The organism is Oricola indica, from assembly GCF_965227485.1.
GTDB lineage: Bacteria > Pseudomonadota > Alphaproteobacteria > Rhizobiales > Rhizobiaceae > Oricola > Oricola indica.
In genome coordinates, this window is sequence record NZ_OZ245747.1 from 1473595 (window position 1) to 1488123 (window position 14529).

General features: G+C 58.8%; 21 protein-coding genes. 11 read left to right on the forward strand and 10 right to left on the reverse strand.

From position 1 onward, the window contains the following. Positions 1 to 63 precede the first annotated feature (63 nt). The 3 genes from ACQK2M_RS07480 to ACQK2M_RS07490 all read left to right on the forward strand — a co-directional run bounded on the left by ACQK2M_RS07480 (position 64) and on the right by ACQK2M_RS07490 (position 2255). On the forward strand, positions 64 to 1200 hold the full coding sequence (locus ACQK2M_RS07480) for a helix-turn-helix transcriptional regulator (RefSeq protein ID WP_425417270.1): 1137 nt from the start codon (positions 64 to 66) through the stop codon (positions 1198 to 1200). Positions 1201 to 1466: 266 nt separating this feature from the next. Continuing rightward, a complete protein-coding gene (locus ACQK2M_RS07485) occupies positions 1467 to 1985 on the forward strand; it encodes a DUF992 domain-containing protein (protein ID WP_425417271.1) in 519 nt (172 codons plus the stop codon). A gap of 72 nt (positions 1986 to 2057) precedes the next feature. Then, positions 2058 to 2255: a CsbD family protein gene (locus ACQK2M_RS07490; RefSeq protein ID WP_223475938.1), complete on the forward strand. Its 198-nt coding sequence runs from the start codon at positions 2058 to 2060 to the stop codon at positions 2253 to 2255. Between the two features lie 55 nt (positions 2256 to 2310). Here ACQK2M_RS07490 and ACQK2M_RS07495 read toward each other — a convergent pair whose 3' ends face one another. Both ACQK2M_RS07495 and ACQK2M_RS07500 read right to left on the reverse strand, forming a co-directional pair. Then, entirely contained in the window at positions 2311 to 2502 is a 192-nt protein-coding gene (locus tag ACQK2M_RS07495) for a hypothetical protein (RefSeq protein WP_425417272.1), read from the reverse strand. 2 nt (positions 2503 to 2504) lie between these two features. Continuing rightward, a complete protein-coding gene (locus tag ACQK2M_RS07500) occupies positions 2505 to 3779 on the reverse strand; it encodes a DUF2254 domain-containing protein (protein ID WP_223475936.1) in 1275 nt (424 codons plus the stop codon). Between the two features lie 165 nt (positions 3780 to 3944). On the opposite strand from ACQK2M_RS07500, the gene ACQK2M_RS07505 reads away from it, so the two are divergent. Continuing rightward, entirely contained in the window at positions 3945 to 4205 is a 261-nt protein-coding gene (locus ACQK2M_RS07505) for a Rho termination factor N-terminal domain-containing protein (RefSeq protein ID WP_223475935.1), read from the forward strand. 151 nt (positions 4206 to 4356) lie between these two features. Here the strand turns inward: ACQK2M_RS07505 and ACQK2M_RS07510 are convergent, their stop codons facing one another. From ACQK2M_RS07510 to ACQK2M_RS07520, 3 genes are all read right to left on the reverse strand, one after another. After that, positions 4357 to 5325, reverse strand: a complete 969-nt coding sequence (locus ACQK2M_RS07510) for a PAS domain-containing sensor histidine kinase (RefSeq protein ID WP_223475934.1) — start codon at positions 5323 to 5325, stop codon at positions 4357 to 4359. 57 nt (positions 5326 to 5382) lie between these two features. Continuing rightward, on the reverse strand, positions 5383 to 5547 hold the full coding sequence (locus ACQK2M_RS07515; RefSeq protein WP_223475933.1) for a DUF1328 domain-containing protein: 165 nt from the start codon (positions 5545 to 5547) through the stop codon (positions 5383 to 5385). A gap of 95 nt (positions 5548 to 5642) precedes the next feature. Continuing rightward, positions 5643 to 6410 (reverse strand): response regulator, encoded by a 768-nt coding sequence (locus tag ACQK2M_RS07520; RefSeq protein ID WP_425417273.1) that lies wholly within the window; start codon positions 6408 to 6410, stop codon positions 5643 to 5645. Between the two features lie 122 nt (positions 6411 to 6532). Between ACQK2M_RS07520 and ACQK2M_RS07525 the strand changes: the two genes are divergently transcribed. Further along, positions 6533 to 6748: a NepR family anti-sigma factor gene (locus ACQK2M_RS07525; protein ID WP_223475931.1), complete on the forward strand. Its 216-nt coding sequence runs from the start codon at positions 6533 to 6535 to the stop codon at positions 6746 to 6748. Then, the gene (locus ACQK2M_RS07530; protein ID WP_223475930.1) at positions 6741 to 7301 is read left to right on the forward strand and encodes a sigma-70 family RNA polymerase sigma factor; all 561 of its coding nucleotides are present in this window, start codon (positions 6741 to 6743) and stop codon (positions 7299 to 7301) included. Before ACQK2M_RS07525 ends, ACQK2M_RS07530 begins: the two co-directional genes overlap by 8 nt. Here ACQK2M_RS07530 and ACQK2M_RS07535 read toward each other — a convergent pair whose 3' ends face one another. After that, a complete protein-coding gene (locus ACQK2M_RS07535; protein ID WP_425417274.1) occupies positions 7302 to 7652 on the reverse strand; it encodes a response regulator in 351 nt (116 codons plus the stop codon). A gap of 117 nt (positions 7653 to 7769) precedes the next feature. On the opposite strand from ACQK2M_RS07535, the gene ACQK2M_RS07540 reads away from it, so the two are divergent. Continuing rightward, positions 7770 to 8525, forward strand: a complete 756-nt coding sequence (locus ACQK2M_RS07540) for a Crp/Fnr family transcriptional regulator (RefSeq protein WP_425420000.1) — start codon at positions 7770 to 7772, stop codon at positions 8523 to 8525. Positions 8526 to 8604: 79 nt separating this feature from the next. Here ACQK2M_RS07540 and ACQK2M_RS07545 read toward each other — a convergent pair whose 3' ends face one another. The 3 genes from ACQK2M_RS07545 to ACQK2M_RS07555 all read right to left on the reverse strand — a co-directional run bounded on the left by ACQK2M_RS07545 (position 8605) and on the right by ACQK2M_RS07555 (position 9740). Then, complete coding sequence (locus tag ACQK2M_RS07545; protein WP_425417275.1) at positions 8605 to 9111, reverse strand: Dps family protein; 507 nt, start codon at positions 9109 to 9111, stop codon at positions 8605 to 8607. Positions 9112 to 9144: 33 nt separating this feature from the next. Further along, positions 9145 to 9324, reverse strand: a complete 180-nt coding sequence (locus tag ACQK2M_RS07550; RefSeq protein WP_223475926.1) for a hypothetical protein — start codon at positions 9322 to 9324, stop codon at positions 9145 to 9147. Between the two features lie 77 nt (positions 9325 to 9401). Further along, entirely contained in the window at positions 9402 to 9740 is a 339-nt protein-coding gene (locus ACQK2M_RS07555; RefSeq protein ID WP_425417276.1) for a hypothetical protein, read from the reverse strand. A 225-nt stretch (positions 9741 to 9965) separates the two neighbouring features. Here ACQK2M_RS07555 and ACQK2M_RS07560 point away from each other — a divergent pair, with 225 nt between their 5' ends. The 4 genes from ACQK2M_RS07560 to ACQK2M_RS07575 all read left to right on the forward strand — a co-directional run bounded on the left by ACQK2M_RS07560 (position 9966) and on the right by ACQK2M_RS07575 (position 12857). Further along, positions 9966 to 10916 carry a PRC-barrel domain-containing protein gene (locus tag ACQK2M_RS07560; RefSeq protein ID WP_425417277.1) on the forward strand — a complete coding sequence of 317 codons (951 nt, stop codon included), beginning with the start codon at positions 9966 to 9968 and terminating at the stop codon, positions 10914 to 10916. Between the two features lie 53 nt (positions 10917 to 10969). Next, a complete protein-coding gene (locus ACQK2M_RS07565) occupies positions 10970 to 12109 on the forward strand; it encodes an AI-2E family transporter (protein ID WP_425417278.1) in 1140 nt (379 codons plus the stop codon). Further along, entirely contained in the window at positions 12106 to 12429 is a 324-nt protein-coding gene (locus tag ACQK2M_RS07570; protein ID WP_425417279.1) for a DUF883 family protein, read from the forward strand. The genes ACQK2M_RS07565 and ACQK2M_RS07570 overlap by 4 nt, the downstream gene beginning before the upstream one ends. A 71-nt stretch (positions 12430 to 12500) precedes the next feature. Continuing rightward, positions 12501 to 12857, forward strand: coding sequence for a hypothetical protein (locus ACQK2M_RS07575; RefSeq protein WP_425417280.1), 357 nt, complete (start codon positions 12501 to 12503; stop codon positions 12855 to 12857). 5 nt (positions 12858 to 12862) lie between these two features. Here ACQK2M_RS07575 and ACQK2M_RS07580 read toward each other — a convergent pair whose 3' ends face one another. After that, positions 12863 to 14482, reverse strand: a complete 1620-nt coding sequence (locus ACQK2M_RS07580; protein WP_425417281.1) for a CHASE domain-containing protein — start codon at positions 14480 to 14482, stop codon at positions 12863 to 12865. Between the last annotated feature and the right edge of the window lie 47 nt (positions 14483 to 14529).

The window sequence follows — 14529 nt, forward strand, 5'->3', positions numbered from 1 at the left end:
ATTTCCAACACCGGGGTTTGTACATTTTCATAGGCAAGATTATGCGGCGTTTAGGTCAGGCCTGTGTCAGAATTGTCTCTGCAGCAGTATAATGCGTATGTAGATACGATCTATGCCGCTGCGACGGTGCCAGACTCCTGGAAACATTTTCTCGAACTGGTTTCGGACGCGTTTCTGGGGGCCAGGGTCGCTCTTCATGGTCACGATCTAGCAACCGGTCACACGCTTGGCGCGCTCAGTCACGGTTATGATCCCGACTATATCGCGGTCTATGAGAAAGAATATTCCGCGATCAATCCGTGGACTGGCGGCTATGCGAAGGGACCGATCGGGCGGGTGCAACTGACCGAAGACCTGATTGATGCCGCTTCGCTGAAGAAGACACGCTTCTATGATGAATGGATACGCCCGCAGGGCGATATCGGAACCGGGGTCGGTATCACGATCTGCCGGGATTCGTCGAAACGCATGCGCTTGTCGTGCAATGTAAGTTTCCGGAATGGCGATCGGCTGCGCACCGAAATGGTTCAGACTTTGACCGCGCTTGCGCCTCATCTCAGGCGGTCATTCGAGATAGGGCGGAGATTGCAGGGCAGGGCGCTCGGCATGGGTTTTGAGCCGGCATTGGACAAGATTTCGAGCGCGGTGTTTCTGCTGGATGCGCATATGCGTATCCGGTATGCGAACCGCGCAGCCGAAACCATGCTTTCATGTCAGGATTGCGCGACAAGCATCGACAAGCGCCTCGTATTTCTGGACAAGGATGCGAATCGTCGCTTTGGCCGGTCGATCCATGCCGCCACCAAGCCTGATTATTCGGCTTTCGAGGGGCAGATCAGGCTGCGTAATGCGGGCGGCGACACCATGATGGAGATCAGCGTCGTTCCGCTTGTGCGGACGGTGTCGACTTCCGACAATGTTTTCGAATGGATGGATGATACGCGCGCCAGCGTCATGGTCTGCGTTCAGCAAACAGGACCTCTTCCCAAGCGCAGGCAGGTCAAGTTTACCAATCGATACGGCCTGACGCCAACCGAGGCTCTTCTTGCCGAAGAGTTGCTCCGTGGTTCCACGCTCAAACTTGTCGCGCAGGAACGGGGTGTGAGCATCCACACTGTTCGCAATCAACTCAAGGTCATCTTCGAAAAGACAGGAACGTCTCAGCAAAGCCAGTTGGTCGCCCTGCTCGCGAAGGGATAAGGGCCCGAACAGGCATTCCGGGTCTCACGCCGTCCCGAGCGGTGGTCCGCCTTCTCGTTTTGTCGACAAACCTTTCGAATTTCAGGAACCGAACTCCGATACCGGCGTTGAAGTCATGATCGCGCTGTCACAGTGCGATCGCCAGGAACGGTCGAGAACCACAACGTAGGAATGACGGTACCGATGCCGCGAAGCTCAGCTTGCGGTCGAGGTTTCGTATTGCCGTGTGACGGCCGATGCCAACGCACGAGGCGAAGGAGAAGACAATGAATTTCGTAAAGACTGCCGCTGCCGGAACGCTCGCATTGGCGACCGCTCTCGGCGGGAGTGCGGCATTTGCCCAGGATAACAGCGCCACTCCCGACGAGCCGGTCGAACGTGTCGAAATCGGCGTTCTCGACTGTGTGGTCGAAGGTGGCAGCGGCTTCATATTCGGGTCCACCAAGGATGTGAGCTGCACGTATCGTCCTGCAGATGGCGGCGTCGAGGAGTCCTATTTTGGCGCGATTTCGAAGTTCGGGATCGACATCGGCAAGACCGATGCCAGCTACATGACCTGGGCCGTCTTCGCTCCGACGAATGACGATTTCGCACCCGGCGCTCTGGCCGGCGATTACTACGGCGTCTCGGCCGAGGCGACGGCAGGTGCGGGCGTGGGTGCGAATGCGCTTATTGGTGGCTCCGGGGAAACTTTCTCCCTCCAGCCGCTGAGCGTCAGCAGCCAGACGGGACTGAATTTCGCGCTTGCAGTCAGCGAACTGGAGTTGCGCTCCATCGCAGACTGAACGCGAGACCGAGGCGGAGAACATGCCGCCTGACATAACTGATCACAACCAGCAGCAAAAAGGAGACGTCTTATGAATTGGGACCAAATCGAAGGCAAATGGACCGAATACAAGGGCAAGGCCCGTCAGTCCTGGGGTGAACTCACCGACGACGACCTCGCTGAAATCAATGGCAGCCAGGAGGAACTGGCCGGTAAGATCCAGTATCGCTACGGCAAGTCGAAGGAAGAGGCCGAGCGCGAGGTGAAGGACTGGCTCGATTCCCTCTAAGAGGCTTACAACAGCCGAGAAAACAAAGGCCGCCCCGGTTAGGGGCGGCCTTTTCTTATAGTGCCTGCGAAAGAACGAGGAGGATTATCACCACGCCCAGCGCGGCAAGTCCGGCGCGCATCCAGGTCGTCATACCCCCGAATCTCGATGTCGGCGGCACGACGCTTTCCAGTTCGGCGTCACCCTGCGTATCCTGCTCGATCTTGCGGTTCCGCAGATCTGCATTGGCATTGCTTTTGTCGGACATGCTCATTCTCCCGATTCCATGAACGGCATGAGCTGTTTCAGCGCCGCAAAGTCCGAATCCAATGGATTTGAGGATTTGGCGCTTTTGAGTAGCAGCTCCGCATGGGAGGAAATGAGCTCGCGTGCGGTCTGGTTCCCGATCTCGTGTAGTCGCGACAGTGCCTGGGCGAGGTGCTCCATCATCAGCATGTTGTCAGCGGACGCCCGGCGCAGCGGATGGAAAGCGCTGTCGAGCATGTTCTCGAGACCAAGGCCCCGCATTTCGACGCGTACGGTTCCGTCGCTATCCACAATGTCGCGCCGGCGCAGTCCGAGACGTACAGCTGCGGATAGCGCCGAGGTCATGCGGTCGAGCGAGGCGATTGCGGTGAATGTGTCGTTCACGCCGGGAGAAAGCGCGCGTAGTGCAATCTCGATCAACAGATTGATCGAGTATTCGATCTCGTCCACGGCGTCTCGCGATGGCAGGATGAGCAAGCACTGGCGGACAAGCCCCGCGATTTCGTCTTCTTCCTGTTCGGGATGACGGGAGAGAAGGGCGACCGTCTGGGTTTCCAGAATGAAATCGCCGGGCTTGAAGCGTAACCTGACCGTAAAGTCGTGCTTGCGTGCGAGTACCGCCAGCGAGTTTTCGTCAACGCCGTTCAAATAACCGGACTGGGTTGAGGCGATCGCATGGTCAAAATCCCCGGGAGAGGATTGCGCGTTCGCCTGTTCCTCTTCGTCGCGCACCATCCAGGCGATGCGGTTTTCCAGCCGGCGGGAAATCTCGGCGATTTCTTCGTCGATTGTCACGCTGCGCGAAACGGCGTGGACGAAAAAGATCAGTTGCAGCACGAATACGACCGCGAGAAGCATGGAGACCGCGATCGATATCGACGGCACGAAACCGGGGCCGGTCCGATAAAGCACGGTAAGGGCGAAGAGGAACGTTCCGCCAAGCATACCCGCCGTAATCTGATTGGCGCGGTCGCTGGTGAACCGTTTCAGGAGCCTTGGTGCGATGGTTCCGGCGGCGAGGGTGAAAACGATGAGGACGAGCGAGTAGACGAGACTTAATGTGGTTATCGCTGCCGCGGCGATCGTCCCCAGCACGTTTCTCGCTGTTTCGACGGACATTCCCGAAAAGATTTCCGGCTTCGCGAATTGTGGCCAGTCAAATGCGTGATCGATCCAGAGAAGGGGGATCGCCGACAACCAGATCGCGAGCGCAATCGCACCCGGAACGGTGATCAGCCCGCGAAGTGCCAGGTATCGGCTTTTATAATCCTGCTTCAAGCATGCCCCCCTGCTGGCCAGCCTATCACCATAGAACGTTTCGGGCACCGCCCCGTTCCCCGGTGGAAAGGAGTCAGAACCATTCCCGCGATTACGCGTTGGTCCAGCATACACGAACAGTGCCGCGCGAGCGGCAGATCATCGTTCCGGAAAAGGAGATTTTCGATGTCAAAGGATCATGGCCCGAGCATCAAGAACGACGATGTCTATGAATCCCTTCGAGATGATGGTGCCTCGAAGGAAAAAGCCGCACGCATCGCAAACGCGAAAGCGGGCGGTGGCAAGCCGTCGAAAAAGGGCGGCAAGGCCGCTCCTTATGAAGATTGGACCAAAGACGAACTCTATGATCGCGCCCGTGAGATCGGGATCGATGGCCGTTCCGACATGAACAAGGACGACTTGATCGCCGCGCTTCGCGATCACTGAAAAATTTTTTTTGGAGGTGGAACTGGATGCTTTTTCGAGCGTTCTGTTGATGCAAGCGACACAACAAGTCGATTTCAGCAGCAGGCGCTCTTCCCCTCAGGCGCCTTGAGAGAACCGGAGCCCCCCGCCGGTTCTCTCTTTTTTTGTTCTCTCAGATAATTTCCGAATGCCCGATCGAGAGCGTGTAGACGACCGCGTCATTGCTGAGCTCGAGGGAGCCTTCGCCATTGATTGCGGCCGGCACGATACGTTCGAGCATGGTGCGGCCGAAGCTTTGCTGCTTGTCGACGGAAGAGTGCACACGCGGCGTTTCGCGCCAGATGAGTGTCGCGTTTGCATCCGGTCCCGGCTCGCGATGACAACTGATGGTAATCACGCTGTCGGCCAGCGACAGCGCGCCGTGAACCAGCGCGTTGGTCACCAGTTCGTGCAGGGCCAAGCCGATATGCAGGGTGCCGTTCGGGCCAAGCTCGATATTGTCGCCCTCGAATGTGATCTTGCCGTCGGCGAGCGGAACCACATCGCGCACTTGGCGTCGCACGAGATCTGAGAGGGTCGAGCCGCGCCAGTCGCTCTCGGTGATCACATCCTGGGACTTGGCGAGTGATTGCAGCCGGCCGGTGAACCGTCTGATATACTCGGTCTTGGTCGGCGCCACGCGCGCCGTCTGCGACGACAGGCTCAGCACCATGGCGAGCATGTTCTTTGACCGGTGAGCGACTTCGCGCAGCAGGTTCTTCAGCGTTTGTTCGCGCTGTTTTTGATCCGTGACATCGATGCACGAACAAATGTACCCGTCCGCACCCGTCTCCTGATCGCGCTTCCGATTGATCGTGAAATGAAGGTTCCAATGCGCCGGGCGTCCGGACTCGTCATCCGCGAACGCGGTCACATCGACACTGCGGGCTTCCCCGGTTTCGGAAGCCAGTTGTTTCGCTTTCGCCAGCTTCTGACGATCATTGTCATGAAAAAGAAGGCATTCGTTGGTCCCCGTCCGGTCCCATTCGGCCCATACAGATTGGGGGTTCACGAACCACTGATAATCGCCGTTCAGATCCTGAAAGAAAATCGTGACCGGTGTGCCCACCAGCGATTCCAAGACGAGTGTGCGATTGGGCATTCTTCTACGCCAATACAGTTATCGGGCAGGTCGGCATGGACCTGCCCGATAAGATAATCATGCTCTGTTCAGTACCCGTGTCACGAGGCTGATCGCAAACAGGATCAGGAACACGAAGAACAGGATTTTCGCAATGCCGGCTGAAGCGCCGGCAATGCCGCCGAAACCGAGGAAAGCCGCGATCAGGGCGACAACGAGAAATGTAAGAGCCCATCCAAGCATAACGTATCTCCTTGTTGTTGCACAAAGTGACAACGTGCATGCTCTCCTCCGGTTCCGAACCCGACCGCTGTTTATGCGGCGTTTTTCACATCTTCCTAAAAGAAGAGTGCCTGGCTGATAAGCGCGGACACGGCGGCCGGTTCGAATGGCTTGGTAACGAGGAAGGCCGGTTCGGGGCGTTCGCCCGTCAGAAGCCGTTCGGGAAATGCCGTGATGAAAATGACCGGAAGCGACATGTCCTGAAGGATCTCGTTGACCGCGTCGAGGCCGGAGCTTCCATCAGCGAGCTGGATATCGGCCAGCACGATGCCGGGCCGGTCCTCGCCCACCATCTTCATTGCCTCGGAATGGGTGCGGGCGATGCCGGTCACCGTGTGCCCGAGATCTTCCACCATGGCCTGTATGTCCATGGCGATCAGCGGCTCGTCTTCGATGATGAGCACCTTCGTTGCCACCTGAGAGGCGATATCGCGATGCGCTTCATCGAGGAGCTTTTCGAATTCGGCCTCATCGACATTCAGGATGTAGGCAGCCTTTTCGTGCGTAAAGCCTTCGACGAAGACCAGCAGGAAGGCCTGGCGCGGGAGAGGCGAGATCGCCTGCAGGTTTCGCGATGTGTTCGCGTCGAGCCCGGCGCCATGGTGATCGCGCAGATTGATGTCGATGGATGACCAGAGCGAAACGAAGAAACGATAGAGCGCCGTCCGGGTATCTTCACCCTGCGGCATTGAAGACGGATCGGAAATAAGAGCCTCAAGCAGGGCGCCGACATAATTGTCCGCGCTTGTCTGAGATCCCATCACCGATCGCGCATAGCGGCGCAGATAAGGAATCTGCCCTGACAATTCGGCTGCAAGCGACATATCAACCCTCCTGATCAGTCACGTATCCCGCCCAAAACGCATGCGGGAAAGAAAAGTTCCAAAAACTTCGCAACCATTTTCAATCCGGGGCGTTTTAGCCTAGATTGAGAGGGTTACAACCAATGACAGCATTGCAAAATCAGGCAGATGATCCAATGCCGGAGAGCAAAAATAACAAGCCGAGGCTGGACGATCTTGCCGCGTCGCAGATCGGCAAGAAACTGCGCGCGCAATTTGACGAAGTCCTGAACGAACCGGTTCCCGATCGCTTCCTCGAGCTTTTAAACAGGCTCGAGACCGCGGAAGGGAGGCCTGCAAAGGATTCCGATCATGACTGACGCGATGGATTTCAAGGACGGTCTTCTGACCGCCATTCCCAATCTTCGCGCCTTTGCGATCTCGTTGTGCGGTACGGCCGACAAAGCCGATGACCTTGTGCAAGAGACGCTCGTCCGCGCGTGGGACAAACAGGCCTCTTTTCAGCCGGGCACCAATTTGCGCGCCTGGCTGTTCACGATTCTGCGCAATGAGTTCTACAGCCAGATGCGCAAGCGCGGCCGCGAGGTCTCGGATGCGGATGGCGCGCTGACCGTCGCGATGGCGACGCATCCCGAACAGGCGGGCAAGCTGGACATGCAGGATTTCCAGGCGGCGCTCGCCGAACTCCCGGACGATCAGCGTGAAGCCATTATCCTGATCGGCGCCACCGGACTGTCCTACGAGGAAGCCGCCGAAATCTGTGATTGCGCGGTGGGGACGGTGAAAAGCCGCGTGTCCCGCGCCCGCAAACGGCTCAGCGAACTTCTCGGCGTGTCGGACAGCAGCGAGTATGGCCCCGATGGTGTCTCTACCCATGTGATGAACCGGCCTTTGGTTGGTAACGCGGCGTGATCAGCCCAGGAGGCGCGCGAACGCTCCGCAGAGGTCTTCGTAGGTGAACGGCTTTCTCACAATCTCGCTTCGCCCGGTATAGCCCGTTTCGATACGGGTTTCTTCACCGGTCGTGAGAAAGACCACTGGGATGGACTCCTGGCCGAGTTTCTCGATCAGGCTGTCTCCGAGCGCGGATGCCGTGTGGATGTCGATGACCGCAAGATCGAAGCGCCGGGATTCCGGGATCCTTGTTTCCCCGCCGCCCTCGGTCGCGATATCGGTTGCGCCGAGTTCGGCGAGGATCGACTCGATATCCACGGCGATCAGGGCGCTGTCCTCGACGATCAGGACCGATTTTTCGGAAAGCACAACTCGATCTCCAATTTTGGGATGGAGACTAAAGCTATGATATGCGTTTTCGTCTAGGTCATTAAAAAAAGACATAGTGTCCGACGTTATTTGATTGGTCTGAGAGGTCGGTTGCCAATGAATGTGTCTCCGCCGAAGTCGGCATTGAATGTCTCCTGCGAAGAGTGTCCGCTCTTGTGCAGCGACAGCTTCCGCGCGTTCTCGCAGGAAGAGCTCGAATTCGTCAGTGCTTTCAAGCGCGGTGAACTGGCTAGCAGCACCGGATCGAGCATTCTTCTCGAAGGGTCGAATAGCCCGCATCTCTATACCGTGCTTTCCGGTTGGGGATTTCGCTACAAGATGCTCGAGGACGGCCGGCGCCAGATCCTCAATTATATTTTTCCCGGTGATTTCGTTGGATTGCAGAACGCGCTCCACACCGAAATGCAGCACTCGGTGGAAGCACTGTCCGACATGGTGTTCTGCGTGTTCGAACGTTCCCGGATTTATGAGTTGTACGTGAAACAGCCTGAATTGGGTTTCGATATAACCTGGCTGGCCGCGCGCGAGGAGCAGATGCTGGATGAACATCTTCTGTCGATCGGCCGGCGCACTGCCATAGAGCGCGCGGCATATCTCCTCGCCTTCCTTTCAGACCGCGCCGCTGCGGTGGGGTTGTTCGAAAAAAACAGCCGCATCGAACCGCTCACTCAGCAGCATGTCGCCGATACGCTGGGTCTTTCGCTGGTCCACACCAACAAGACGCTGCGCAAGCTGTGCGACAACGACACGATCGCCTGGCATGATTCCGGCTTCGAGATCCGGGATGCCGAAAAGCTCAAGGAGATTGCGGGCTGGCCTGGGGTTTCCGGCCTCGCGCGTCCATTTCTGTAAAACACAAAAGTGCCCGCGGGGAGCAATGCTTCCCGCGGGCCTCTCTTCCTCCCGGCGTTTTGCCGGATGCGCGTCCGTGTCACTCGGTGATGAGCGAACGCAGCATCCAGACAGCCTTCTCATGGAAGGTCAAACGCGCAACGAGCAGGTCGTGCGAGACAAAATCGTCGTTTTTCTCGGCGGCTTCCGCCGCCGCGCGCATCTTGCGGATCGCCGCTTCGTGGTCGTCGATCAGCTCGGCAACCATGTCGTGCGCTGTGCGCGCCGTGGTGTTGAGCGAAACGACGGCGTTGTCGGGGCCCGCTGCGTTGGCGATCGGTGCATGATGACCCAGAGCGCGAATACGTTCAGCGATCACGTCCGCTGCGTCGAACAGATCCTTGTAATGCTCTTCGGTCAGGACATGGATCGAGTGGAACAGGGGTCCGACCACGTTCCAGTGATAGACGTGCGACTTGATTACCAGGAAATAGGTGTCCGTGAGAATTGCCGAGAGATGTTCGGCGACCTCCTTGCGCGAATCCGCGGAAAGCCCGGTTTCGATCTCTTCCTTGCCGAGTTTCGGTTTCAGAACTGCTTGTGACATTTGGTTTCTCCTCGTGTGTTGGGATCCGGACTATCAGTCCGTGGCAACAGTCTCGCCGACCGTGGTGTCGTCGCTGATCGTGCCGGCATCCTGCTGGAACGGGTAGAGTACGAAGGCGGCGACTCCGGCCAGGACAAGTCCTGCAATCAGGACCATCAGGACAGGTCGACCACGTTCGCCTTGGCGTGCTTCTCCAGTGGAAAGCTTGGTCACTGCTTTCTCCTTTTCTTGATTTCGATAAGGCATGTCGCACCAACGCGGAGGGCGCGTTTCGGTTCCCGAGAGAACGATCAACCCGCTGGCATGCGGCTGGTTTTACCCGAAGCGACCTTGGTAACGATGGGATCGCCGAACACCGTGTTATCGGCACCGCGAACGGCGATCTTCAGGCGGTCGTCCTGATCGACGGACCATTCGAAGACGATGTCCTTTTCGATCCAGTTTTCCGGAACGGCGACGCAATCGCCCAAGGCGATGGGGTGCGTGTCAGCCTCGTGAAAGGCAAGCGGGAGGATTTCCTCGCACGCCTCGCGCGACGCGTAGAATTCTATTGGCGTGGGGACGTTCTCACAGGCTTCGAGCGTGTGATCGCATCCAAGCATCAAAATGGCGAAGACGAGGTTTTCCATCGCAGTCTCCTTTGGCGAGACAACGGATGAAACGGCTCGGCGTTCCCTTGCGTCGAGGAATGCGCGCTTCGGTGCGATCAGATTTCTATTTCGTGTATCGGCGTTGAGATTTGCGGGAACCACCGCCGGTCGGGCGCGTTTGCTACCAGACACCCGGCGGCCGGTCCGTGGAAAGTCACGACCACCGGGTGCGCGAGCGAAAACACTCACGAAAAGGATACTACTATGTTTAAGCATCTTTTGGCCACCACAGCATCCATCGCCCTGATTGCGACGCCGATTGCGTACGCTCAGGATGCGTCGAACACCGGCGAAATGGACAATGCACCGATCTTCTCGCAGGAGCCCTATGAAGGCGCTGCCCCGACCGACGGTTTCTATCAGGCCGATCCGAACCAGATCCTGGCGACGCGCTTTATTGGCGCTTCGATCCACGGCAGCTCGGACAAAAATGCCGAGATCGTCGGCGACGTCAATGACATCATCATGACGCCCGACGGCAAGGCTGTTGCCGTGATCGCGGGTGTCGGCGGTTTCCTCGGAATCGGCGAGAAAGAAGTTGCCGTTTCGATCGATGAGCTGACTTGGGTCAGCAACGCCGATGGCGATCACATGCTTGTCGGCGACCTGACCAAGGAAGAACTGGAGAACGCTCCCGCCTTTGACAGGGACGCTCTTGATCCGGAACGCACATCCGCCGAAGCGCCGGCCGACGAGGCGATGACCGATGATCAGCAGATGGCTGAGAAGGACGCCGTTTACGGCACCGACATGGAAGGCGGGCAGGGTACCGACAAATCCATGACCACGGCATCGACACCGCGCATGGAAACAACTCCGGTCGGTGAAGCGAGCTTTGAAGCGAGCGAACTGATCGGCATGACCGTTTCCGGTGCCAACAACGAGACAGTCGGCGAAGTGTCCGATGTCCTTGTCGACAAAGGCGGCAAGATCAATGCCTTCGTGATCGATGTTGGCGGTTTCCTGGGCATCAACGAGAAGCCGGTCGCCGTTTCGATGCGCGATCTGCAGCTTGCTCGTGTCGAGGGTTCGAACGACTGGACCGAAATCAAGACCGGTCTGACGAAGGAGAGCCTGGAGTCGCAGAAGGCCTACACCGAGAAAGACTACATGTCCGATAGCGATGCGGTCATCCTGATCGCACCGGCTGAATAACACAGTCGCGCCGCGCCCGATCCGGGCGCGGCGCTCTTCTTGGAAAAGCCTAGATGCTCACCTTCAACAGCCTGCTTTTTCGATCGCTCGCCACGCTATCGCTCCTGATCGCGCTCGTGGCGGCGCTGTATTTTGCGCGGGCTGTTTTTTTGCCGATCACGATGGGGCTGCTCGTCGCGCTCGTGCTTCACCTGCCGATGAACGCACTTGCGCGGGCGGGCCTGCCGAAAATCCTGGCGGTCGTCGTCCTGATCGCTGTCGTCGCGGCCGTTCTTGCGCTGATTTTCGCGCTGATGTTCGGGCCGGTGGAAACCATCTTCGACACATGGCCCCAGATCGTCTCCGAACTGCGGGCCAAGTTGTCTCATCTGCGCCTGACCTTCGCCGCTGCGGAGCAGGCGGGCGATGCCGTCGCGCAGATTGCCGATGACGTCAAGGACATGGTCAAGGACCCCGAAGTGCAGGAAGTCGTCGTGCGCGAGCCGAATTTTCTCGCCCGCGCAGCGACGTCATTCGCGGACGTCTTCACCGGCATTGTCGTCACCCTCACCATTTCCGCCTTCGTTCTCGTCATGCGCCGCCCCTTCCTGACGCTGGCGACGATGCCGTTTTCGACGACCGGAACGAAGCTTCACGCCGCACGGATCTGGAAAAGCGTCGAAGGCGAAGTCAGTCATTTCTTTCTGGTCACCAGCCTCATCAATGCGGGCCTCGGCACGATCGTCGGCCTCGCCCTGTGGGCGCTGGACGTGCCGATGCCCTATGCATGGGGGATCGGTGTCGCCCTGCTGAATTATATCCTGTTCGTCGGGCCTGCTATCGGTACGGCTGCGCTTTTCGCTGCCTCGATCATCACGTTTGACACGCCGTTCCAGATCTTCGCACCGCCATTGACCTATCTGGCGATCAATTTCCTGGAGGCGAATTTCGTCACGCCGCATTTCCTCGGCCGCCGTCTCCAGGTCGCGCCGCTCACGATCGTGCTGTCGCTTCTGTTCTGGGGCTGGTTGTGGGGATTTGCCGGGCTTGTCATCGCGGTGCCCGCGCTGGTGGTGCTCAAGGCAGTCTCGGACAAGGCGGCGCCGCTGGCCGATCTCCGCCGTTTGCTGACGCCACGCAGGCAACCGGGCAGGGCAATGCAACCACAACTGCTCCAGCGCGTTGTGGGTATGGAAACAAGGAGTAATTCATGACAACCGCAACGAAGACCCAGGGAAACCGCAAGGACGCCGATCTCGCAGCCGAAATCGAAGGACTGCGCAAGGATTTCGAAGCGCTTGCAGAACGTTTCACGACTATTTCGGACGCCGGTGTGCGTTCGGCGCGCGACTATACGCGTGAAAAAGCCGCGGCCGCCCTCGACAAGGGCGAAGGCGTGTATTCGGAATTGTCGGCGCGCACAAGCGAGCTTGAACAACAGGCGGCCGACCAGATTCGTCGTCACCCGCTTCAGGCCCTCGGCATAGCGGCCGGTGTCGGCTTTCTCGCAGCGCTCCTGACCCGTCGCCGATAGACATGCTGTCGGGAGCGAAATTCCTGGCGGGAGTCTTTCGATCCGACCTCGCGCGTTTGCGAAGGCGTGTCGTGACTTCCGCCATCTTCTTTGGTGTGGCCGGGCTGGCCTTCGTCGCCGCCGTGTTTCTTGGTGGTGCGGCCGGTACGGTTGCCCTTGTCGAACGTTTCGGCGTTGCGGAAGGCTTGGCTCTTTCCGGCGTGGCAGTGGCGCTCGTCGGCGGTGTCGCTTTGGCGATTCAGGCTATTCTGAGCCGCCGGACGCGCTATCGGGCGAGATTGGCCGCGCAGCGGCGCTCCGAAGCGCTTGCCGAAGTTGCCGACGACGGATTGCGCCGGACACGTGAAGCGATCCCGGCGACTCTCCCCGCTGTTGCCGCATTGAGCTTTGCGCTCACGACGATGCTTCTCAGGCAGTCAAAGCGCTAGGCTGTTCAGGCGACCGCCTTTGCGGGAATCCGGAAGGTGACCGTCATCCCGTTTTCGTCGAAACGGCGTTCGATCTCGCCGCCGAGTTCGCCGCGAACATTCGCCTCGACGAGGCGCGTGCCGAAGCCTTTCCGCTCCGGCTCGCCCGTCACGATATTGCCGAGTTCTGCCCACACGAGCCGCAGCATCTTCTTGCTGCCCTTTCCCTCATAGGCCCAATGCACCTTCAGTTCGGCGTTGCCATCGGCGACGCCGCTGTATTTCAACGCGTTGGTCGCCATTTCGTGGAACACGAGGCCAAGTGCCTGGGCCGCCTTCTCGTTCAGATTGATCGCGGGTCCCTCGACATGGGACGCATCCTTCTGGTCGCCGAAAACCTGCTCGAGTTCCTTGGTCAGGAGATCGCCCATATCGGCCCGTCCCCAGTGCGAACGCGCGAGGAGATCCTGGGCATTCGCCATGGCGTTCATGCGCGCTGAAAAGGAATTGCTGAATTCCGCGATCGTGTCAGAGGACGAGGCCGTTTGCCGGGCGATGGCCATAACGCGCGAAATGGAATTCTTGATGCGGTGCCGCATCTCCTGGAGCAAAAGCTCCTTTTCCTCGAGGTTTCGCCGGCTCGTTTCGTGCAGGGCGACCGCAGACTCCACGGCCTTGTGCTGCCAGCGGGCGCCCGCTGCCAGGGAACCGGCGAGCACCACCAAAACCACGCACAGGGCGTAGACCGGAAGGAAATCGGCATATTCGGCGGCGCCGCCAACAGAGCTGACCTCGAAACGCCACGTCCGCCCGGCGATTTCAGCCTGGACGGCCGTCTCCATAGCGTCTTCCGGGCGCAGTTCATCATGGTTGGGCGACGCGTAAAGCAGTACCGCGTTGTTGTCGGTGACGTCGAAGGTTTTCAGGACGACCGGCAGTCTTGGCGGGGTTTCCAGCGCGGCCACATGCAGGTCGCCGGCGCGGAACGGTGCATAGATGAATCCTGCCGGCACGCGATCCTGACCGTTTGTCGACGCTGCGGTGAAGAGCGGCATATAGACCAGGAAGCCCGCTTGCTTGACGCTGGTGATCTCTTGCACCAGTTCCACCGGCGCGGACGCCGTGGCGGCATTGCGCTCCACAGACGCCTGCATTGCGGCGCGTCGGCGTTCCTCGGAGTACATGTCAAATCCGAGCGCCCTGTCATTGCGGGAATCCTGGGGTTCGAGAAGGACGATCGGCGTACGGTACTGCTGGTCTGTCGCTTTCGGCCAGACCGGCCTGTCAATGTCGTAGTCGGATTTCATTCGCATCTCGGCGCGATATTCCCGACCGGCGGGAATCCGCATCGCATAACCGATGCCCTGGACGCCGGCATACTTCCCCTCGATATCCAGTCCCGTCACGAATGACTTAAAGGCAGGGCGGAGGACCGTACCGTTGTTGGCGGCGAAGAAGGCGTGTGTCGCGGCGAGAAGCGACAGATGCTGATCGACGCGCGAAGTGACGCGATCGACGGCTTCCTGAGCGCTCGATTCGAACTCGGCCTGCGCCGTTTCGCGGATCGCCTGGTAGACGATGAACGTGATCCCTGCGCCCAGAAACGCAATGACGAGGAAAACGATGGCGGGGAGAAAGCGCTTCATATTTTGAGTTCCGGATGACGTCTGTCCTTTATGCAGTTTTTTGGCGG